Here is a 20050-nt window from a genome sequence, read left to right as displayed (position 1 = left end):
TAGCTGATAGCCGAAAGCTGAAACCCCATGCTCGCTTCCCTCAACCATGTCGATCTCCGCTTCGGCCCCCAGGAGGTGCTGAAGGATGTGACCTGGGCCATCCAGGAGGGCGAGTGCTGGGGCGTCATCGGCCGCAACGGCGCGGGCAAGAGCACCGTCTTCAAGCTCCTGCTGGGCCAGCTGGAAGCCGACAGCGGCACGGTGGTGAAGCCCACGAAGGAGCGCGGCATCCGCATGGGCCACTACGCCCAGGACCTGGTGCCCGAGACAAAGGGCAGCGTGCTGGAGGAGGCGCTGGCGGCCTTTGGCGACGTGGAGAAGCTTCAGCACGAGATGCGCGAGCTGGAGCATCGCATGGGTGAGACGGGCTCCGACCTCGATGAGGTGATGGCCCGCTACCAGAAGGTGACGGAAGCCTTCGAGCATCTCGACGGCTTCACCATCCGCGCCCGCGCCGAGAGCATCCTCCAGGCGCTGGGATTCAGCGCCGCCGACTTCGAGCGCCCGGTGGAGACGCTGTCCGGCGGCCAGAAGAGCCGCGTGATGCTCGCCAAGGCCATCCTCCAAGGCCAGGACCTGCTGCTGCTGGACGAGCCCACCAACCACCTGGACCTGCCCAGCCTGCGCTGGCTCGAGTCGTTCATCCAGGACACGGACGCCACCGTGGCGGTCATCAGCCACGACCGCTACTTCCTGGACAAGATCGCCACCGAGATCCTGGAGCTGGAGCTGGGCCGCTCCCGGGCCTACGACGGCAACTACTCCGAGTTCATGGAGAAGAAGGAGCAGGAGCTGGAGCTGCTGGAGCGCCACTACGAGCAGCAGCAGGCCTACATCAAGAACCAGGAAGAGTACATCCGCCGCAACATCGCGGGCCAGAACACCAAGCAGGCCCGGGGTCGCCGGACCCATCTCGCCAAGCTGGACCGCATCCAAAAACCCCTGCGGGACCGCCGCAAGGTGAAGTTCAGCTTCCCCGAGACCCAGCGCAGCGGCGATGTGGCCCTGGTGCTGGAGAATGCCAGCGTGGGTTGGGGCGGGAAGGCCCTCTACGCGCCACTGGAACAGCTCCAGATCAAGCGTGGCCAGAAGATGGGCATCGTGGGCCTCAATGGCACCGGCAAGTCCACGCTGCTGAAGGCCATCTCCGAGGAGATCCCCTTCATCACGGGCCGGGCCCGCCTGGGCAGCCAGGTGAAGCTGGGCTACTTCGACCAGCACCACAAGAACCTGGACCCGCGCAACACCGTGTTCCAGCAGATCCACGCCGTGAACCCCCAGGCCCTGAAGCAGGACGTGCTCGGCTTCCTGGCCAAGTTCCAGTTCCGCGGCGACGACGTGGACAAGCCTGTGACGGCCCTCTCCGGCGGCGAGCGCGCCCGGCTCAGCATCGCCACCCTCATCCGCCACGGCGTGAACCTGCTGCTGCTGGACGAGCCCACCAACCACATGGACATCCCCAGCATGGAAGCCATGGAGGACACCATCCTCAGCTTCACCGGCGCGGCCATCGTGGTCACCCACGACCGCTACCTGCTGGGCCGTGTGGCCGATTCGCTGCTGCGCATCCACGAGGGCCGGGCCGAATTCCGCGAGGGCGGCTACGAGGACCACCAGGCCTGGGTGGACCTGGACCTGAGCGCCGAGGAGGGGAGCGGAAGTACCGACCCCGAGCCCCCCAAGAAGTCTGCCTCGCCGCAGGCGAAGCCAAGCCCGGCGGCGAAGCCGCAGGGCCCTGCCAAGCCCCAGCTTCCATCTCCCAAACCCATCGACAAAGACAAGCAGCGGGCGATCAAGCGCTTCGAGAAGCACGTGGCCGAGGCCGAGGCCAAGGTGGCGGAGCTGGAAGCGAAGCTGGCGGGCCTCCAGAAGGAGATGGCCGCCATGGACCCCGCCGACTGGCAGGCCTTCAGCGCCAAGCTGGACGCTCAGAAGACGCTGGAAGCGGATCTGGCCTATGCCATGAGCGACTGGGAAGCGGCCCAGGGCGCCCTGGAGGAAGCCCAGCGCTAAGAGCCGAGCTCGGAGCCTGCTAGGATCCTGGAAACCCCCGAGGCTTCCATGACTTCCTTCCGAGGCGCCCACGTCCTCATCACCGGTGCGGCCAGCGGCCTGGGCCGGCTCATGGCCCTGGAGGCCGCTGCCCGTGGCGCCCGCGTGAGCCTGCTAGACCGGGACGCGAAGGGCCTGGATGCGCTCTGCGAGGCGATCTTGGCCAAGGGCGGGGAGGCCAGGGGCTTCGCGGTCGACCTCTCCGACCGGGCCGCCGTCCAGGCCACCTGCGCGGAGATCCGGCAGCCGCGCGGCGGCGTCGACATCCTCATCAACAACGCGGGCATCGTGTCAGGAAAGACGCTCCTGGAATGCAGCGACGAAGGCATCGAGCGCACCTTCCAGGTGAACGTTCTGGCGAACTTCTGGACCGTGCGGGCCTTCCTGCCGGACATGCTGATGGCGGGGAAGGGGCACATCGTCACGGTGGCCTCCGCCGCGGGCCTGGCGGGGACCTCGCGCCTGGTGGACTACTCCGCCTCGAAGTTCGCCGCCGTGGGCTTCGACGAGTCCCTGCGCATGGAGCTGAAGCGGCTGGGCAGTCCTGTGCGCACGACGGTGGTCTGCCCCTTCTTCATCGATACGGGCATGTTCGAAGGCGTGAAGACCCGCTTCGCGTGGCTGCTGCCCATCCTCAAGCCGGACTACGTGGTGCGCCGCATCGTGGGCGCCATTGAAGGGAACCGCTCGCGCCTGATCATGCCCCGCTTCGTGATGACCGTGCCGGTCATCCGCGTGCTCCCGCCCTTCCTCTTCGACGCCGTGCTCGGCTTCTTCGGCGTGAACCGCAGCATGGACGAGTTCGTGGGACGGCATTAGCGGAACGGGCGCCGTGGCTCTGGACGGTGGGCACCTTCAGTCCCATTCCCGGGCCACCAGATAGGCCACGGCGGTGGCCACCAGGGCCGGCACCACCAGGGCGGCCTGGGCCGTGGTCTCCGCCAGGAACACGACCGGAACCAGCATCGTCTCGTTGAAGGCCCCCGCGAAGGCCGTGGCTCCGAGCATCGTGAGCAGCCCCGGATAGCCCGGCAGGAACCAGGCATCGAAGGCGGAGCCGAGACAGGCGCCCATGGCCACGGCCGGCAGCCAGGTGCCCCCGATGCCGCCGGACCCGAGCGTCAGGGCGGTGGCCAGGATCTTCACGGCCAGGAAGATGAGGGCCATGCGCAGGTCGGGCGGGGTCGCCAGGAGGTGGTTCACGAGCTCCACGCCCCCGCCGCGCGCCACGGGGATGCCGGGCAGCAGGAGGTGTCCCGGCAGCATGAGCACCACCAGTCCCACACCGCCCGCCAGGCCGCGCAGGGGAAGGGGGATCCAGGCGAGCCGCCTGCGGAAGGTGGCCTGGGCCGCGCTGAAGAAGCTGGAGCCCAGGCCGCAGGCCAGACCGAGCGGAAGGGCCATCCAGATCTCGCGCCAGGCCAGGGTGTAGGGCCGGGTGAGGGTGAGCAGGGGCTGGTGCCCCATCATCGCGGCGAAGACCAGGTAGCCGGAGGCGGCGGCCACCAGGGTGGGCACCAGGTTGAGTGAGCGCAGGGTGCCGTCGTGCTCGGCCGCGAACAGGGCCGCGCTCAGCGGCGCACGGAAGACCGAGGCCAGGGCTCCCGCCGCGCCACAGGCCACCATGGTGTGCGCGTCCATCAGGAGTCTGCGGAAGAACTGGAGCCGGCGGGAGAGGGACCGGACCAGCCGGTGGCACTGGAGTCCGACGGCGGCGCCGAACCACTTTCCAGGTCCCTCCAGGCCCGCGCTTCCCCCGAGGAAGATGGTGGCGAAGCAGGCCAGCACCTTGATGAACGACTCCCGGAAAGGGAAGGCCCGGTAGGGGTCCTTATGGGAGATCTCGATGTCCTCGGCCAGGGTCACGTCGCCGACGCCGCCCAGGGCCAGGATCGTGGTGGCGAGGGGCAGGCCGATCAAGGGAAGGAGGAGGACGAGGTGGTTCCGGGTCATGCTCTCCCGGAACCACTCGAAGAGGGCGAGGTAGGCGGCCACGGCCAGGCCCATCATCCACCCGGTGAAGGCGCCCAGGGGGAGCATGAGGAAGATGATGCGGCGGCCGTGCGCCAGGACCCTGAGGTTCCTGCGCTTGGCCCGCGACTGGAGGAGGTGGCTGAGTTGCATGGAATGTCTCTAAGGGCCCTCGGGCCTCACGGAAAGAATGGTGCCCGAGTCAGTTCAGAAGTGCTTTAGCGTCAAGTCGATCATACGCCGCACGAAACCGGTGTAGGGCGGGTACATGAGCTGGACGGCCGAGAAGCGCGTGGGCTGGCGCAGGATGCCCCGGGCATTGGAGAAGGCCTCGAAGCCGTGGCGGCCGTGGGCCTTGCCGAAGCCCGAGGTGTTCACGCCACCCGTGGGCAGGCCGGTGTGGGCGAAGTGCAGCACCGTGTCGTTGATGCAACCGCCCCCGGCCGTGGTGCGGGCCAGGAGGGCCCCGGCGGATCGGCCGCTGCCGCTGAACACGTAGAGGGCCAGGGGCTTGGGCCGGGCGTTCACGAAGGCCACGGCCTCGTCCATGTCCTCCACCCGCAGCACGGGCAGCAGGGGGCCGAAGATCTCCTCCTGCATGATGGGCGCGGTGGGGGCGACGTCGGTGAGCACTGTCGGACCGATGTAGCGCGTGGCGGCGTCCGTCTCGCCGCCGAAGGCGACCTGGGCTGCGGACCCGCTCAGAAGGGCCTGGATCCTCGTGAAATGCCGGTCGTTGATGATCCGGGCCAGGTCCGGGCTGGCCCTGCGGGCTTCAGGCGAGGCGCCGTAGAAGGCCTCGAAGGCGCCCTTCAGCTCATTCACGAAGGCGTCATGCACGCGGGTGTGGACCAGCACGTAGTCCGGCGCCACACAGGTCTGGCCCGCATTGAGCCCCTTGCCCCAGGCGACCTTGCGAGCGGCTTCGCGCAGGTTGGCGTCCGCGTCCACCAGCACGGGGGACTTGCCGCCCAGCTCCAGCGTCACGGAGGCCAAGTGCTCGGCGGCGGCCTTCATGACCGATCTCCCCACGGCAGGACTACCCGTGAAGAAGATGTGGTCGAAGGGCAGGGCCAGCAGGGCCTGGGCTGCGTCGGCCTCGCCCTCCACCAGGGCCACTTCCTCCTCCGGGAAGAGACCGGTCAGCAGCTTCCGGAGGAAGGCATTGGTGCGGGGGGTGAATTCCGAGGGCTTGAGCACGGCGCAGTTGCCCGCGGCGAGGGCGGATACCAGGGGGCCGAGCGTCAGGTAGATGGGGTAGTTCCAGGGGCTGATGATAAGGACCACGCCCCGGGGCTCGTGGATGACGGTGCCTACGCTGCCGAGGAGGCCGATGGGGGTGGGCACCCGGCGTGGCTTCATCCAGCGCGGCAGATGGCGCAGGGCGTCCCGGATCTCAGAGATGACGGGGTAGAGCTCCGTGAGGTCCACCTCCTCCGGCGCCTTCCGAAAGTCCGCCGCCAGGGCCGCCTGGGCCTCAGCCCGGTGGGCCATGAGGGCATCCAGCAAGGCCCGGAGCTTTGCCCGGCGCTGGTCGGCGGACGTGGCCGCCACCCGCCAGCGGGCAGCTCGCTGGCGGGCGAAGAGGGCTTCCACCTCAGAGGTCACGGGCGCTCCAGAATGGATGAGTTACGCCCATGCTATCGAAGAATCGCCGCGACCGCGCGGGAGACTCCTGGATCCTACGCCCAGGCCATCTCGGCCGTGAAGTGCCGCAGGTACTTGCTCTGCTTGACGATCTTCACGCCGCGGATCTCCTTGGCCTTGGCCTTCACCTCGGCGATGACCTCGGCGGCGAAGTCGAAGTGGCTCTGGGTGTACATGCGGCGGGGGAAGGCCAGGCGCACCAGCTCCATGCTGTGGTAGGTCTCGGTGTCGTCGTCCAGGTGCTTGCCGAACATGACGGAGCCGATCTCCACGCCGCGGATGCCGCCTTCCAGGTAGAGGGCGTTGCAGAGGGCCCAGGCCGGGTACTGCGCCACCGGCATGTCCGGCAGCACGGTCTTGGCGTCGAGGTAGACCGCGTGGCCACCGGTGGGTTTCACGAAGCCCACGCCCGCGGCCTCCAGTTTCTCGCCCAGGTATTCGGCCGTGCGCAGCCGGTAGCGCAGGTAGGACTCCTCCATGCCTTCCTCCAGGCCCACGGCCAGGGCTTCCAGATCGCGACCGGCCAAGCCGCCATAGGTGGGGAAGCCCTCGGTGAGGATCAGCATGTTGCGGACGGGATCCAGCCACTCGTCGCTGCGGAGCATGATGAACCCGCCGATGTTCACCATGCCGTCCTTCTTGGCGCTCATGGTGCAGCCGTCGGCGTAGCTGAACATCTCCTGGCAGATGGCCTTGATGGGGGTGTCCTGGTAGCCGTCTTCGCGCAGCTTGATGAACATGGCGTTCTCGGCGAAGCGGCAGACATCCATGATGAGGGGCTTGCCGTACTTCTTCAGGAGCTGGGCGTAGGCCCGGAGGTTCGCCATGGACACCGGCTGGCCGCCGCCGGTGTTGTTGGTCACCGTGATCATGCCGAAGGGAATGCGGTGGCCGTCCTTCTTCAGCGTCTCCTCCACGCGCTCCAGGTCGATGTTGCCCTTGAAGGGGTGGATGCGGCTCGGCTGGAGGCCCTCGGGGATCACCAGATCCACCGCCTCGACGCCGTTGTACTCGAGGTTGGCCCGGGTGGTGTCGAAGTGGCAGTTGTTGGGCACCAGATCGCCCTTCTTGCACACGGCCGTGAAGAGCACCTTTTCGGCGGCGCGCCCCTGGTGGGTGGGGACGAAGTGGGCCATGCCCGTGATGTCCTGGAGCACGGCCTCGAGCCGGAAGAAGCTGCGGGCCCCGGCGTAGCTCTCGTCGCCCACCATGATGGCGCCCCACTGGGCGGAGCTCATGGCGCCCGTGCCGGAGTCCGTCAGCCAGTCCAGCAGCACGTCTTCGGCCCGCAGCTTGAACACGTTCAGCTTGGCGGCCTCCAGGAGCTCCAGCCGCTCCTGGGGGGTCGTCATGCGGATGGGCTCCACGGACTTGATGCGGAAGGGTTCGATCAGGGTGCGGGGCATGGCGGCTCCAGGCGGAACCACCAGGGTACTGGAGGGGCCGGGAATCGGCATCACAAGGGGGTGGCGGGCGCGCCCCCGTCAGGCGATCCTAAGTGGCTCGGAGCGCGCATGAGTCTTCTGTTGGCCGTCGATGTGGGCAACACCAACGTGGTGTTGGGGATCTACGATCTGTCAAAGGGGCCTGACTCTCCGCTGGTCTGCTCCTGGCGTCTGGCCACGAGCCGCGAGCGCACGGTGGACGAGTACGGCGTGTCCGCCCTGGCCCTCATGCGCCACCAGGGCATCGAGGCCCGCCAGATCAAGCACGTGGCCATCTCCTGCGTGGTGCCGCCCCTGCACCCCATCCTCATGAGCCTGTCCTCGGTTTACTTCGGGGTGGACGCCTTCTACGTGGAGCCGGGGGTGAAGACCGGCGTGAAGGTCCTCATCGACAACCCCGCGGAGCTGGGCGCCGACCGGCTGGTGAACGCAGTGGCGGCCATCGAGGCCTACGGGGCGCCGGTCATCGTCGTGGACTTTGGCACCGCCACCACCTTCGATGTGGTGAACGCCAAGCGGGAATACCTGGGCGGCCTCATCTGCCCCGGCCTGAAGATCAGCGCCGACGCGCTCTTCCAGCGGGCCAGCCGCCTGCCCCGGGTGGAGGTGGCCGAGCCCGACCGGCTGGTGGGCCGAAACACCGTCCAGGCCATGCAGGCCGGCATCTTCTACGGCTACGTGGGCATGGTGGATGGCATCCTGGACCGTCTGCTGGCCGAGTGCCCGGAGGCCAAGGTGGTGTCCACGGGCGGGCTGGCGAAGGTGATCGGGCCCCATACCCAGCACATCCGCCTGGAGGCGCCCGACCTCACCCTGGATGGCCTGCGCATCCTCTGGCTCCGCAACCAGGGCAGCCGGAAGTAGCGTGGACCTGCCCCTGATCCACCTGGCCTCGGTGGATTCCACCCAGGCCTTTCTCCGGCGGCACCCCCACCTGGGTTTCTGCGCCGTGCTGGCGGACCGCCAGACCGAAGGCCGGGGTCGCCAGGGCAACCGCTGGGAAAGCGCCGCGGGAGCCGGGCTCTGGCTGTCCGCGGCCCTGCCCGCGTGCGTCGGTGTAGCCCCGGGCGTGGTGCTCCAGCGGGCCATGACCGCTGCCGCGGGTGTGCTGGATCCTGAGGGGCGGATCCTGGGCCTGAAGTGGCCCAACGATCTCGTGGCCTGGAAAGCGGGTCGCCTGGTGAAGGTGGGTGGCATCCTGGGCGAGCAGATCGGCGGCCGCCTGATCCTGGGCCTGGGTGTGAACCTGACCGCGGCTCCGGAGATTCCCGGTCGGGCCTTCCCCCCCGCCTGCCTGCGCGACCTGGGCCTGGACCTTCCGCCCGCGCATGTATTGGCGGTTCATATCACCAAATTGTGGAATAATTTGGCGCATGATTCTCAACCACCTTTCCGCTGGCCTGAGGCCGGCATCCCCATTCGCTGGGAGGACGGGCAGGGCACATGTCTGGGCTGGGAGCCGGACGGCCGCCTGAAGGTGGCCACGGCGGAAGGCATCCGGCGCCTCAGCGCGGGTGAGGTCACGGGGCTGGGGCAGGGCGGTTGATCGGGGAAAGAGGCCAGGAAAAAAGGCAGGCACCTGGTTTCGAACTCCTGTGTCCGAATTCTGCTTGAGCATTGTGTCGTTCTAGCGCACTGTTTGATGGGTTTTTCCGAATCCACCAAGGAGATGCGCGCGATGAGCGGTTCCCATCAGGATTCCACCCCCCTTTCCCCCCGCTGGCGCCAGGCCGTCATCCTCGTGATGATCTTCGGTTTCAGCCTGCTGATCTGGGTCACGGCCAAGACCTATGCCGGCGCGCCGCCGATTCCCGCGCGCGTCGTGGGTGAGGCGGGCCAGGTCCTCTTCACGGGGGAGGACATCAAGGACGGCCAGGAGGTCTTCCTGAAGTACGGTCTCATGGAGCACGGCACCCTCTGGGGCCATGGCGCCTACCTGGGCCCCGACTACACGGCGGAATACCTGCACCGCCAGGCAGAGATCGGTCGGGACGTCCTGGCCCAGGCCCGGTACGGCAAGGCCTTCAAGGACCTGGATCCGGCCCAGGCCCTGGAGGTTGGAGGCCTGCTGGCCGCGCAGACCAAGGAGAACCGCTACGACCCGGCCACGGACACCCTCCGGTTCACCGATCTGGAGGCGGCGGCCTATCGCACCCAGGTCGCGGAGTGGAAGATCTACTTTGCCGGCGACAAACCCGCGGTGGGCCTGCCCGCGAAGTTCATCCAGGACGAGGGGGAGCTGCGGAACCTGACGGCCTACTTCGCCTGGGCCACCTGGGCCACTGTGGCGCCGCGTCCGGGGAAGGACTATTCCTACACCAACAACTGGCCCTACGAGCCCCTGGTGGGCAACACACCCACGGCGTCGACCTACCTCTGGAGCGCCATGAGCCTCATCGCGCTGCTGGGCGGCCTGGGCCTCATCCTCTTCATCTTCGGAAAGTTCGACTACCTGGGCTGGGGTGGCGAGGCCGGCTGGAAGCACGCGGAGGAGGGCCGGCTCCACGCCTGGACTCTCACGCCCAGCCAGAAGGCCGTGGGCCTCTTCTTCGCCGTGGTGGCCCTGCTGTTCCTGGGCCAGGCGGCCCTGGGCGGGGCGCTGGCGCACTACCGCGTCGAACCCGGGGGCTTCTACGGCTTCGACCTGACCCGCATCCTGCCCTACAACCTGGCCCGGACCTGGCACCTGCAGCTGGCCATCTTCTGGATCGCCACGGCCTGGGTCGGCGGCGGGCTCTTCCTGGCGCCCCTCGTGGGCGGAGCGGAGCCCAAGGGCCAGAAGGCCGGCGCGCTCCTGCTCCTCGGGGCCCTCGCCATCGTGGTCTTCGGCAGCCTCTTCGGCGAGTTCGCGGGCATCAACGGGTACCTGGGCAGCCTGTGGTTCTGGCTGGGCCATCAGGGGAGCGAGTACCTCGACTTGGGCCGCTTCTGGCAGCTGCTGCTGGCCGTGGGGCTCATCTTCTGGCTCTTCCTGATGTTCCGGGCCCTGCGGCCGGCCATGAAGGACGGGAGCCAGGGGGAACTGCCCTCGCTGTTCCTCTACGCGGCCATCGCCATTCCGCTCTTCTACGTGCCGGCCCTGTTCTACGGGCCCCGCACCAACTTCGCCGTCATCGACAACTGGCGCTTCTGGATCATCCACCTGTGGGTGGAGGGCTTCTTCGAGCTCTTCGCCACGGTGCTGGTGGCGGTGATGTTCTACCAGCTGGGCCTCGTCACCTCGAAGTCCGCCACGCGGCTCGTCTACCTCGACGCCATCCTCTACCTGGCCGGCGGCATCATGGGCATCGGCCACCACTGGTACTTCACGGGGCAGGGGACCCTGAACATGGGCCTGGCGGCCAGCTTCTCCGCCCTGGAGGTGGTGCCGCTCACGCTGCTGACGCTGGATGCCTGGGACTTCATCCGCCTGCAGGACAAGAACTGCGAGGACTGCGGCAAGCCCCTGGCGGCGCGGCAGCGCTGGGCCATCAAGTTCCTCATCGCGGTGGGCGTGTGGAACTTCGTGGGGGCGGGCGTCTTCGGCTTCCTCATCAACCTGCCCATCGTGTCCTACTTCGAGATCGGCACGACGCTCACCGCCAACCACGGACACGCGGCCATGTTCGGGGTCTTCGGGATGCTGGCCCTGGCCGTGCTGGTGTTCTGCCTGCGGGAACTCAAGGGGGACCGGGCCTGGGAACGGGCGGAGAAGGGCATCCGCTTCGGCTTCTGGGGACTCAACATCGGTCTGGGCCTGATGCTGCTCCTGGACCTGTTCCCCGGTGGCGTCATCCAGCTTTGGGATGTGCTCTCCCACGGCTACTGGCATGCCCGCCGTCTGGACTACCTCATGGGCGGCGCCTTCCACACCCTGGAATGGATCCGCATCGTGGCCGACACGGTCTTCCTGCTCGCGGGCGCGTTGCCCATCGCCTACGCCACCCTGCGGCTGGTCTTCTCCCCTGAACCGAAAGATGCGGCCTGAATCGGCCGCGGCGAAAGGATCCCCATGCCCATCACGAACCTGCAGGAAGCGCTGCCCATGCCCGAATCCCAGCGGGCCAACCTGCCGCTCATCGACGTGGATCACGGCGTCAAAGTGGTTCTCGTCGCCCTGCCCGGAGGGGTGAAGATCGCCCCGCACAAGGCTCCCTACGTCGCCACCGCCCAGCTCCTGACCGGGCGCATCGAGGTGCTCAAGGGCGAGACCTGGATTCCCATGGCACCTGGCGACCGGGTGGTCTTCGACAAGGATCAGCCCCACGCCCTCACGGGAATCGAGTCCTCCTACGTCCTCGTGACGCACATGCGGAACTGAAGGCCGGTGGCGGATCAGGGGGTCGACCGGCCCACGGTCCTCATCGTCGGCGGTGGGTTCGGGGGGCTGCGGGCCGCCCGGGCCCTCGCCAGCGCGGCGGTCCGCATCGTGCTGGTGGACCGCCAGAACCACCACCTGTTCCAACCCCTCCTCTACCAGGTGGCCTCGGCCACTCTTTCGCCGGCGGACATCGCCGCCCCTATCCGCCACATCCTCCGGGAGCAGGGCAACGCCGAGGTGGTGCTCGGGGAGGTCGTTTCCGTGGAACTGGACGCCCGGCGGGTCCTCCTGGCGGACGGGAGGGGCCTGTCCTATGACTTCCTCGTCCTCGCGGCGGGATCTCGCAGTTCGTATTTCGGACGGGATGCCTGGGCAGGCCTGGCCCCGGGCCTCAAGACCCTGGAGGACGCCCTGGAGATCCGCCGGCGCTTCCTGCTCAGCTTCGAGCAGGCGGAGCAGGAGGAGGATCCGGAGCTCCGCCGCGAGTGGCTGACCTTCGTCGTCGTTGGAGGCGGCCCCACGGGCGTGGAACTGGCGGGCACACTGAAGGAGATGGCCCGGCTGACCCTGCCACGGGAGTTCCGGCGGATCCGCACGGATCGCGCCCGGGTCATTCTGGTGGAGGCGGGGCCGGCCATCCTGGCCAACCTCGGTTCCGGGCTGTCCGAGAAAGCCGTGGAGAGCCTGGAGCGCATCGGCGTCGAGGTGCGCCTGGGTCAGCCCATCACGGGCATCGATGATCGGGCCGTCCAGCTGGGTGGGGAGCGCATCCCCACGCGGACGGTGCTCTGGGCGGCGGGGGTGGCCGCGGTGCCCCTGGGCGCCGGCCTCGGCGTTCCCGTGGATCGTCTCGGACGGGTGATCGTGGAGCCGGACCTGAGCCTCCCGGGCCATCCCGAGGTCTTCGCAGTCGGCGACCTGGCGGCCTTCGCCCACGGTACCGGGGGCCCGCTGCCCGGCGTGGCGCCCGTGGCCATCCAGCAAGGGGAATGGGCCGCGGCCAACCTTCTGGCCACCCTGGCGGGCCAGCCCCGGCGGCCCTTCCGGTACCGCGACAAGGGCAGCATGGCGACCCTGGGCCGCGGCCGCGCCGTCGCCCGCGTGGGCGGTCTGAGCTTCACGGGCTACCCGGCGTGGCTGGCCTGGCTCTTCATCCACCTCATGCTGCTCGTGGATTTCCGCAGCCGCGTGTTCGTGTTCTTCGAGTGGCTGTGGGCCTACCTGACCACCCAGCCCCGGGCCCGGCTCATCGTCGGAAGGAGGGCCCCTACAGTACCGCCCGGATCTCCCCCTCGCTGAGGATCCGCGGGCTGTTCTTGGCGGCCTGGAGGATGCGCTCCACCCGGTCGGGGCTGGGGTCGTAGCCATTGAGTTCCAGCCAGTAGACCACGTTGCTGTGGCCGGCCATGGGGCCGATCTCGATCTCCTGGCGGCGGCCCACCAGGGCGGCGGGGACGCCGGAATAGACCGTGTCCGCGAGCTCCACGTCGCCCCGGTGGAGGGCCTTCACGATGGCCGCCGCGTGCACCCCCGTGCCCGTGCGGAAGGCATCGCGGCCCAGCACGGGATAGTTGGTCGGGATCTCCACGTCGCACAGCTCTGCCACGCGCTCCGCCAGGGCCGGCAGGTCCGAGAGATCCCCCTTGGGGAAACCCATGAGGTGGAGGTTGATCATGAGCTGGTCCAGGGCAACGTTGCCGCAGCGTTCGCCGATGCCCAGGATCGTGCCGTGCAGGCGATCCGCGCCGGCCTCGAAGGCGGCAATGGCGTTGGCGACGCCCAGGCCGCGGTCGTTGTGGCCGTGCCAGTCGATGCGCACGGAGCGGTCCTTGACGACCTCGTCCTTGATGAAGCGCACCAGGTGCCGGGCGCCATCGGGTGTGGCATGGCCGCAGGTGTCCGACAGGCAGATGGATTGCGCGCCCTCCTCCAGGGCAGCGCCATAAATGGCCTTCAGGACGTCTGGCCGGGCCCGGGTGCTGTCCTCGGTCACCATCATCAGGGGTACCTCGTGGCGGCGGCAGAAGGCGGCGGCCTTCCGTGCCATGTCCACGAGGAAGGCCAGGTCCCAGCCTTCCACGTCCATGCGGATGGGGCTGGAGCCCAGGAAGGCGCCGGCCTCCAGCGCGGTGCCCACGCGCTGCTGGATCTCGGCCACCTGGGCAAGGTCCGCTTCCATGGTCCGCACCGCCACCTGGGGGTGGAGGGGAAGGCGGTGGTCGCGGATCTCCACCATGAGGGCCCGCACCGCCGCCAGGGCCTTGGGGCCGGCTCCGGGCATGCCCAGGTCCACCGCGTCCACGCCCAGGCGTGCCAGGCGATGGATGAGGTCGCGCTTGGCGGCGATATCGGGATCGCGCACCGAGGGGCTCTGGAGTCCGTCGCGCAGGGTCTCGTCCAGCAGGACCGGAACGCGGCCTCCCGCCAGCGGTCCGTTCCAGTCGTTGATCAGCTCGTCGAGGGTCATGGAGGAATCAGCCTACGGTGACTTCGATCCTGCGGTCCAGCAGGGTGGCTAGGAGAGCGGATTTCTCCCGGAAGGCCTCCATCTCGGGATCTGCGTCACCGGTGGCGTCCAGCCGCACCTTCAGGGACTCGTCATCGATGACCACGGAAAGATCCCGCACCGCCTGCCGGCGGCGGCGGTCAAGGGCGTCGGCTCCTCGCAGAATGGCCGCCAGCTTGCGCACGACCTGGCGACGCCAGGGCGGCAGGGCGCGGAAGGCCTCGTGCCTGGCATGGTGGGGCGGCTTGCCCCGGTGGAAGCGCACCACCTGGGCCATCAGGTCGATCTCCTCAGGCCAGAAGCCAGGGAGGGTGGCGTTCCGCACCAGGTATTCGCCGTGTTTGTGGTGGTTCTTCTCAGAGAGGGAGAAACCGATGTCGTGGAGGCGCGCCGCGAAAGCCAGCCACTGGCGTTCGGTGTCGCCCAGCTCGAATTGCGGCTGGAGGGCCAGGAAGAGCTGGTCCGCCAGCCGGACCACCTGGCGGCTGTGGCCCGGGTCGGGGTCCAGCCGCGCCGCCAGGTGCTCGATGGAGGCCCGCCGCCGGTCCGCCAGGGGCGGGATGGCCGCGCCGCCGTGCTGGAGGGCCTCCCAGATCATGCCTTCCCGCAGGCCCACGGCGAGGTGGCGCAGGGGGGGCGTGCCCAGCCACTCCATCAGGGACAGGGCCCAGATGGCGCCCACGTGCAGCACCTCGGCCCGTTTGGGATCCACGCCCAGGCGGTCGATGCGCTGCTGCGCGTCCGCCCGCCAGAGCTTCAGGGCGTAGGCGCGCAGTTGCTCCGCCGTAAAGCCCAGGCCGTCGTCCGAGCCCCGGGCGAGGTCCTCCAGCGTGCCGGAGGTGCCGAGGAGGAGGGTGGGCTCGGGCAGCTCGGTGGGCAGGTCCTTGCGGGCCTTCTTCAGGATGCGGCGGATCATCTTCCGGAGCTGCTTGAGGTCGTGGGCAGACGGAGGATCCGAGGTCCGGGCCGCATCCGCCAGCCGTTGGAGCCCCCAGGGCAGGGAGATGCTGGCCGCCACGCGCCCCGCCTGCACCCAGGTGAGCTCCGTGCTGCCCCCGCCGATGTCCACCAGGGTGACGGGCTCCAGGGGGAAGGGGATGGCGTGGGAGACCGCCTGGTGGATGAGCCGGGCCTCCTCCTCGCCGGAGATCACCTGAATGGAGATGCCCAGCTTCTCCGCCTCCAAGACGAAGGCCGGGGCGTTCTTCGCGTCGCGCAGAGCCGCCGTGCCGCAGGCCATGACGGTCTCGCACTCGAAGCCGCGGATGGTCTTGGTCATCTGGGTCAGGGCGTCGAGGCCCGCCTGGAAGGCCTCAGGCCCGATCTCGCCGGAGGTCGCTTCGCCCCGGGCCAGCCGCACCATGGCCTTCTCCCGGGCCAGGATCTGCTGCCCGCCCATGGGATCTGCCTCCACCACCACCAGGTGGATGGAGTTCGACCCGACGTCCACGGCCGCGATCCGCATGGAACGATTGTGGTCCGTGCCGCCATCACGACCAAAAAGATTCTTGGAGACGGGACGCATCCTCAGCCGGTTCGCGGGCCTTCGCCGCCGTGATCTAATGAAGATCCATCCATCCCCAAATCAGGAGCCTCATATGTTCCACCGTTGGTGCCTCGGATTGACCCTTGGAGCGGCGCTGGTCGCAGGTCAGCCTGTCCCGGCCAGGACGCAGGCCTGGGTGCTGGCTCTCGACGAGCGTGGGGGCGTGGTGACCGACCTCAAGGCCGAGGATTTCAAGGTGCGGGTCGACGGCAAGGCCAGGCCCGTCGTCCAGGTGAAGACCCCAGCCCAGACAGCGGAGGCCCCCCAATCCTGGATCCTCGTGTTCGAGCCCATCAGGGATACGGGGCACCGGACCACGGCCTTCCTGGCTGCGGCGGATTTCCTGACGAAGGTCCCGCTCGGGGACCGCGTCCTGATCGTGGCCCGGGGCAAGGACTCGCTGGAATCTCTCATGCCGGGCCTCTCGGTCAACCGGGCTCGCTGGGCCGAGGCCATGGCCAAGGTTCCGGACCTGCTGCCAGAAAGCCTGGTCGGCACTCCGAAGGAAACCCTCCAGGGGGCGGGATTCAAGGCGGACTTCACGGATGTGCCGGATGGCGATGCCGGCCAGGAGGCCCTGAATGCGATGCTGGCCCGGTTCCGGGGCGGAGCGCCGGGGTGGGCCCGCGGAACGGTGGACCAGCGCGGAGTCAACGTCCTCGACCGGCTCAACCTCAACAACCCGTCCTTCGTGACCGGCATGCTGGCGACCATCGGCAGGGAATCCAAGGCCCTTGAGTCGATCCTCGACCTTGCGGCGGCGGTGCCGGGTCAGAAGCATCTGGTCGTATTCTCGCGCTGCGAGATGGATGACATGACCCACCCCATGGTGAAGCGTGCCATGACCCAGTCCTTCCGGCGCGAGCGGGGAGACGCAGGCGGACCCGCGGAATCCGCGACCCTCGCCACGAGGGACATGACCCTCCTCCAGGCGTCGCTGAAGGCCAAGGCAGCGTCCACGGGGGTGACGGTCTATTCCGTCGCGGGCGCGGGCCAGAATGTCATGGGGCACGTGGGGTCCGTCGCACCGGCCACGGGAGGCTATGCCTTCCCCCTGAGCGACGGCGTGGAAGCCCGCTTCGGACAGGGCATCCAGATGTTCGGATCCAGGTACCTGCTGCAATGGACCGAAGACTCGGTTCCGGAAAAGGCGCTACCCCTGGACATCGACATCACCCGGAAGGGCGTGAAGCTCCTGGTGCAGACCCTCCGGTAGGACCTCCAAAAAAAGTACGAACCGATTCGTTGACATCCTACGAATCGGTTCGTATGTTGTCTCCAGACCCCTCTGGAGACAACATGTCCATCGTGCCCATCCGCCCTTCCGATGGTGAGCTCGCCATCCTCAGGGTCCTGTGGTCGCGGGGACCTTCGACGGTTCGGGATGTGCACACCGAGTTGTCGAAGGACCGGGACATGGGCTACACCACCGTGCTGAAGCTCATGCAGATCATGGTGGAGAAGGGCCTGGTGGCCCGGGACGAACGCGCGCGCTCCCACACCTACCAGGCCCTCCAGGGGGAAGCCGAAACCCAGCGCTGCCTGTTGAAGGAACTTCTGCAGAAGGCCTTCGCAGGCAGCCGTCGGGAGCTCGTCCTCCAGGCCCTCGAAGCCGAGCCCGCCTCGGCCGAGGAACTGGAGGACATCCGCAAGCTGTTGAATGACGTGAAGGGGAGGGTCCGATGATCGATCTTTCATCCTCCCCCTTGCTGCAGGCCATGGGCTGGACATTGCTCCACAGCCTCTGGCAGGGCGCCCTGCTCGCCCTGCTGGCGGAGGCAGCACTCTGGCTGGGACGGCGAGGCTCCGCGGAACTCCGCTACGCCATCGCATTCGCGACCCTCGGCCTGCTGGTTCTCGCCTTCGCGGGAACCTTGGTCTGGATCTTGATCGGCGGCGATTCCCTGCCCACGATCGATCCTGTCTTGATCGCTCCCATGGGCGAGGGAGGCCGCTTCGGGGGCTGGATGTTCCGGCTGCATGGCATTTTCGGTCTCTGGATCCCTTGGCTGTTTCTGGCCTGGTTCTTGGGATTCAGCCTCCGCCTCGTGCAGGTGGGACAAGCCGTGACTTGGCTCTACGGGCCCTGTCTTGGCAGCCTCCAGCCGCCACCCGCCGAGTGGCTGGTGCGGTTCGAGGTCCTGAAGGTTCGCGCCCATGTGCGGATCCCGGCCAGTCTTGGGTTGTCCGACCGGGTGGACTCGCTGGTGGTGCTGGGCTGGCTGAAACCCGTGGTGCTTGTTCCGGCTGCGGCCCTGCTGGCTCTGCCTCCCGAAGCTCTGGAAGCCCTCTTGGCCCACGAACTGGCCCATGTTCGACGGGGTGATTTCCTCGCGAACCTCGTCCAGACCCTCGCGGAAGCGCTGCTGTTCTATCACCCCGCCGTCTGGTGGCTCTCCAGGCGCATTCGCCAGGAGCGCGAGCACTGCTGCGACGATGCGGCCGTGCGTACTTGCGGCGATCCGATCCTCTACGCCTCTGCCCTTCTCGGGCTGGAGGAACTCCGATCCCATTCGAACCTGATTCCCGATCTGGCTCCCGCGGCCAGTGGAGGCAAGCTCATGTCCCGCATTCAGCGCATCCTGCGCCCCCGCTTCACATCCACCCCGATCCCACCCCTGGTGGCGCTCCTGCCCGCCCTGCTGTTGGCGACCGGGCTGGGTCTCAGCACACTATCCGCCACCGACACCCCGAAGGCCTCGCCAGCCTCCCCGGTGGAGATGGAATGGAAGCAGATCAAGGTCAAACATCAGCCCGAAGCTCCCGCCTATCCGCCCGAAGCCAAGGCCCAGCGCATCCAGGGCACCGTCGTGGTGGTCGTAACCATCGATGCCCGGGGCAAGGTTCAGGACGCCAAGGCCATCTCGGGCCCGTCCGAGCTGCATGCCTGCGCCGTGGGCTATGCCAGGACCTGGGAATTCGAACCCGCCAAGGTGAAGGGCAAACCCGTACCCGCAAGGTTCAAGCTCACCATGCCGTTCCGTCTGAAGTGAAGCTCGCCAGGACGCAAAGGGGGCCATCCGGCCCCTTCTGCGTCGCGAGGAAAGTCATGGCGGAGCTTGACCTCTGGTAACCGTTGCATGAAGTTCAAGGCCCCGGCCATGCTCGATCCCACATTCCGAGGTGATCAAATGGCTTTGACGGTGGATGGCATCTTTGCGCTCATGCCTGAACTCTTCCTGCCCGAGAAGGCTCAGGGGCTCACAGTCTCCGTCTACTACCAAGTGACGGGCGAGGGCGGTGGCGATTACACCTGCCGCATCGACAACGGCGTGTTCTCCCTGGCCCGCGAGGCCAAGCCGGACGCCACCTCCGTGGTGGTGATCGGCGCCGAGGACTGGATCGCCCTGAACGAAGGCAAGCTCGATCCCATGCAGGCCTTCATGACCGGCAAGCTCAAGGGCACCGGCGACCTGGGCCTGCTCCAGAAATTCCCGAAGTTCTTCAAGAAGCCCCAGAAGGAAAGCGGGCCGGTGAAGCCCCTGAGGGATCTTGTGCCGGCGCGGCTGGCGCTGGCCGGGGCCGGGATCAAGGTGACCGTGGGCGGTGATACCTGGGGCGACGGCGCCGAGGTGGCCGGCGACGAAGCGGCCGTGCGTGCCCTGGTCTGCGGCATTTCGGATCCCGGACCGGCCCTGCTGGGCGGCCAGCTCCGCTTCTCCGGCGACATGGCCCTCCTTCGCAAGGCCTGGAAGACCTGGTCCCAGGAACCCGAGATCACCTTCCCGGACACGCCCGGCGGCAAGGCCCTGGCCACGCTGCGCAAGCGCTACAAGGGCGGCGCCACCGGCACCATGGAGGTAAAGGTGGACGGCGTACCCTATCGCCTGGACTTCAGCCCCGAGGGGCTCTCCGTGCGGCCGGGCGAAGTGGAGGGTGGTGCAGCCCTGGGCATCTCCGACGCGGACTTCGCAGCCCTCAATGTCGGCAAGCTGAACCTGGTGGCGGCCCTTCTCGGAGGCGCCATCACGGTGAAGGGGGACGTGAGTCAGGTGGCGTCCTACACGGCCCACTTCGAGGCCGCCGTGAACCCGGCGGAGGCGCTCCTGGAGTCCATGCCTGAGCGTTTCAACGCCGAAAAAGCCGGAGATCTTGAAGCGGCCGTGGGTTATCAGATTGATGACCTGGGCTACACGCTGTTCATCCGGAATGGCGCCTGCATGGTGTTCCCCCGGCTGATGAAGCCCTGTGATACGCTCCTGAAAGCCAAGGCCGACGACTTCATTGCCATGAGCACCGGAACGCTGAACGCCCAGGAGGCCTTCATGACCGGCAAGATCCAGATCGAGGGCGACCCTCTGCTCATGCAGAAGGTCGCGAAGAGCTTCAAACGTCCGGAAGCCTGAGCCTTCCATGACCCCCGCCGCCCCTTCCCGCAAGAAGTCCCCGGCCCCCAGGCCCGGGAAGGCGGCTGCGGAGACCATCCGCGTGGCCAAGTGCATCGTGCCGATGCCGGTTCCCAAGCCCACGGTGAAAAGTGCGATCCATCCGGAGGAGGATCTGGCGCCGGGGCTGCCTTGCGAAGGGCGCTGCGGGCACTGCCATCACCATCCCTGCCGCCTGCACGGCGCGGTGTGAGGGAC

The 20050-nt window shown here is 68.0% G+C and carries 17 protein-coding genes; 12 read left to right on the top strand and 5 right to left on the bottom strand.

Annotated features, from left to right (window positions below):
- The first annotated feature begins 27 nt into the window (after nt 1-27).
- Both MLE64_RS02920 and MLE64_RS02915 read left to right on the top strand, forming a co-directional pair.
- The gene (locus MLE64_RS02920; RefSeq protein ID WP_243315670.1) at nt 28-2013 is read left to right on the top strand and encodes an ABC-F family ATP-binding cassette domain-containing protein; all 1986 of its coding nucleotides are present in this window, start codon (nt 28-30) and stop codon (nt 2011-2013) included.
- A 48-nt stretch (nt 2014-2061) separates the two neighbouring features.
- On the top strand, nt 2062-2871 hold the full coding sequence (locus MLE64_RS02915; protein WP_243315669.1) for an SDR family oxidoreductase: 810 nt from the start codon (nt 2062-2064) through the stop codon (nt 2869-2871).
- 36 nt (nt 2872-2907) lie between these two features.
- Here the strand turns inward: MLE64_RS02915 and MLE64_RS02910 are convergent, their stop codons facing one another.
- From MLE64_RS02910 to MLE64_RS02900, 3 genes are all read right to left on the bottom strand, one after another.
- The gene (locus tag MLE64_RS02910) at nt 2908-4176 is read right to left on the bottom strand and encodes a chloride channel protein (RefSeq protein ID WP_243286153.1); all 1269 of its coding nucleotides are present in this window, start codon (nt 4174-4176) and stop codon (nt 2908-2910) included.
- 54 nt (nt 4177-4230) lie between these two features.
- Nucleotides 4231-5631 (bottom strand): aldehyde dehydrogenase family protein, encoded by a 1401-nt coding sequence (locus tag MLE64_RS02905; protein WP_243315667.1) that lies wholly within the window; start codon nt 5629-5631, stop codon nt 4231-4233.
- A gap of 74 nt (nt 5632-5705) precedes the next feature.
- Nucleotides 5706-7076, bottom strand: coding sequence for a tryptophanase (locus MLE64_RS02900; protein WP_243286155.1), 1371 nt, complete (start codon nt 7074-7076; stop codon nt 5706-5708).
- A gap of 108 nt (nt 7077-7184) precedes the next feature.
- Between MLE64_RS02900 and MLE64_RS02895 the strand changes: the two genes are divergently transcribed.
- From MLE64_RS02895 to MLE64_RS02875, 5 genes are all read left to right on the top strand, one after another.
- Entirely contained in the window at nt 7185-7979 is a 795-nt protein-coding gene (locus MLE64_RS02895; RefSeq protein WP_243286156.1) for a type III pantothenate kinase, read from the top strand.
- A 1-nt stretch (nt 7980) separates the two neighbouring features.
- Entirely contained in the window at nt 7981-8661 is a 681-nt protein-coding gene (locus tag MLE64_RS02890) for a biotin--[acetyl-CoA-carboxylase] ligase (protein WP_243315665.1), read from the top strand.
- Nucleotides 8662-8793: 132 nt separating this feature from the next.
- Nucleotides 8794-11082, top strand: coding sequence for a nitric-oxide reductase large subunit (locus tag MLE64_RS02885; protein ID WP_243315663.1), 2289 nt, complete (start codon nt 8794-8796; stop codon nt 11080-11082).
- A 24-nt stretch (nt 11083-11106) separates the two neighbouring features.
- Nucleotides 11107-11415, top strand: coding sequence for a cupin domain-containing protein (locus tag MLE64_RS02880; protein WP_243315660.1), 309 nt, complete (start codon nt 11107-11109; stop codon nt 11413-11415).
- Between the two features lie 6 nt (nt 11416-11421).
- Entirely contained in the window at nt 11422-12714 is a 1293-nt protein-coding gene (locus MLE64_RS02875; protein WP_243315657.1) for an NAD(P)/FAD-dependent oxidoreductase, read from the top strand.
- On the opposite strand, the gene MLE64_RS02870 is transcribed toward MLE64_RS02875, so the two are convergent.
- Both MLE64_RS02870 and MLE64_RS02865 read right to left on the bottom strand, forming a co-directional pair.
- Nucleotides 12683-13882: a LeuA family protein gene (locus MLE64_RS02870; RefSeq protein WP_243315656.1), complete on the bottom strand. Its 1200-nt coding sequence runs from the start codon at nt 13880-13882 to the stop codon at nt 12683-12685. The genes MLE64_RS02875 and MLE64_RS02870 overlap by 32 nt on opposite strands.
- Nucleotides 13883-13889: 7 nt before the next feature.
- Nucleotides 13890-15386 (bottom strand): Ppx/GppA phosphatase family protein, encoded by a 1497-nt coding sequence (locus MLE64_RS02865; protein WP_243315654.1) that lies wholly within the window; start codon nt 15384-15386, stop codon nt 13890-13892.
- A gap of 133 nt (nt 15387-15519) precedes the next feature.
- On the opposite strand from MLE64_RS02865, the gene MLE64_RS02860 reads away from it, so the two are divergent.
- From MLE64_RS02860 to MLE64_RS02840, 5 genes are all read left to right on the top strand, one after another.
- Nucleotides 15520-16683, top strand: a complete 1164-nt coding sequence (locus MLE64_RS02860) for a hypothetical protein (protein ID WP_243315652.1) — start codon at nt 15520-15522, stop codon at nt 16681-16683.
- Nucleotides 16684-16766: 83 nt separating this feature from the next.
- Nucleotides 16767-17153 (top strand): BlaI/MecI/CopY family transcriptional regulator, encoded by a 387-nt coding sequence (locus MLE64_RS02855; RefSeq protein ID WP_243315650.1) that lies wholly within the window; start codon nt 16767-16769, stop codon nt 17151-17153.
- On the top strand, nt 17150-18460 hold the full coding sequence (locus MLE64_RS02850; RefSeq protein WP_243315648.1) for a M56 family metallopeptidase: 1311 nt from the start codon (nt 17150-17152) through the stop codon (nt 18458-18460). The genes MLE64_RS02855 and MLE64_RS02850 overlap by 4 nt, the downstream gene beginning before the upstream one ends.
- Nucleotides 18461-18631: 171 nt before the next feature.
- A complete protein-coding gene (locus tag MLE64_RS02845) occupies nt 18632-19813 on the top strand; it encodes an SCP2 sterol-binding domain-containing protein (protein WP_243315646.1) in 1182 nt (393 codons plus the stop codon).
- A 7-nt stretch (nt 19814-19820) separates the two neighbouring features.
- Entirely contained in the window at nt 19821-20045 is a 225-nt protein-coding gene (locus MLE64_RS02840) for a hypothetical protein (protein WP_243315644.1), read from the top strand.
- Nucleotides 20046-20050 lie beyond the last annotated feature (5 nt).

This window comes from Geothrix paludis, assembly GCF_022808815.1.
Taxonomy (GTDB): Bacteria; Acidobacteriota; Holophagae; order Holophagales; family Holophagaceae; genus Geothrix; species Geothrix paludis.
This window is presented reverse-complemented; position numbering and strand designations above follow the sequence as displayed.

Coding starts and splice junctions, on each gene's coding strand:
- MLE64_RS02915 (WP_243315669.1), top strand. CDS start 2,062: ATGACTTCCTTCCGAGGCGCCCACGTCCTCATCACCGGTGCGGCCAGC.
- MLE64_RS02850 (WP_243315648.1), top strand. CDS start 17,150: ATGATCGATCTTTCATCCTCCCCCTTGCTGCAGGCCATGGGCTGGACA.
- MLE64_RS02895 (WP_243286156.1), top strand. CDS start 7,185: ATGAGTCTTCTGTTGGCCGTCGATGTGGGCAACACCAACGTGGTGTTG.
- MLE64_RS02865 (WP_243315654.1), bottom strand. CDS start 15,386: ATGCGGATCGCGGCCGTGGACGTCGGGTCGAACTCCATCCACCTGGTG.
- MLE64_RS02845 (WP_243315646.1), top strand. CDS start 18,632: ATGCCTGAACTCTTCCTGCCCGAGAAGGCTCAGGGGCTCACAGTCTCC.
- MLE64_RS02910 (WP_243286153.1), bottom strand. CDS start 4,176: ATGCAACTCAGCCACCTCCTCCAGTCGCGGGCCAAGCGCAGGAACCTC.
- MLE64_RS02860 (WP_243315652.1), top strand. CDS start 15,520: ATGTTCCACCGTTGGTGCCTCGGATTGACCCTTGGAGCGGCGCTGGTC.
- MLE64_RS02900 (WP_243286155.1), bottom strand. CDS start 7,076: ATGCCCCGCACCCTGATCGAACCCTTCCGCATCAAGTCCGTGGAGCCC.
- MLE64_RS02870 (WP_243315656.1), bottom strand. CDS start 13,882: ATGACCCTCGACGAGCTGATCAACGACTGGAACGGACCGCTGGCGGGA.
- MLE64_RS02885 (WP_243315663.1), top strand. CDS start 8,794: ATGAGCGGTTCCCATCAGGATTCCACCCCCCTTTCCCCCCGCTGGCGC.
- MLE64_RS02880 (WP_243315660.1), top strand. CDS start 11,107: ATGCCCATCACGAACCTGCAGGAAGCGCTGCCCATGCCCGAATCCCAG.
- MLE64_RS02855 (WP_243315650.1), top strand. CDS start 16,767: ATGTCCATCGTGCCCATCCGCCCTTCCGATGGTGAGCTCGCCATCCTC.
- MLE64_RS02920 (WP_243315670.1), top strand. CDS start 28: ATGCTCGCTTCCCTCAACCATGTCGATCTCCGCTTCGGCCCCCAGGAG.
- MLE64_RS02840 (WP_243315644.1), top strand. CDS start 19,821: ATGACCCCCGCCGCCCCTTCCCGCAAGAAGTCCCCGGCCCCCAGGCCC.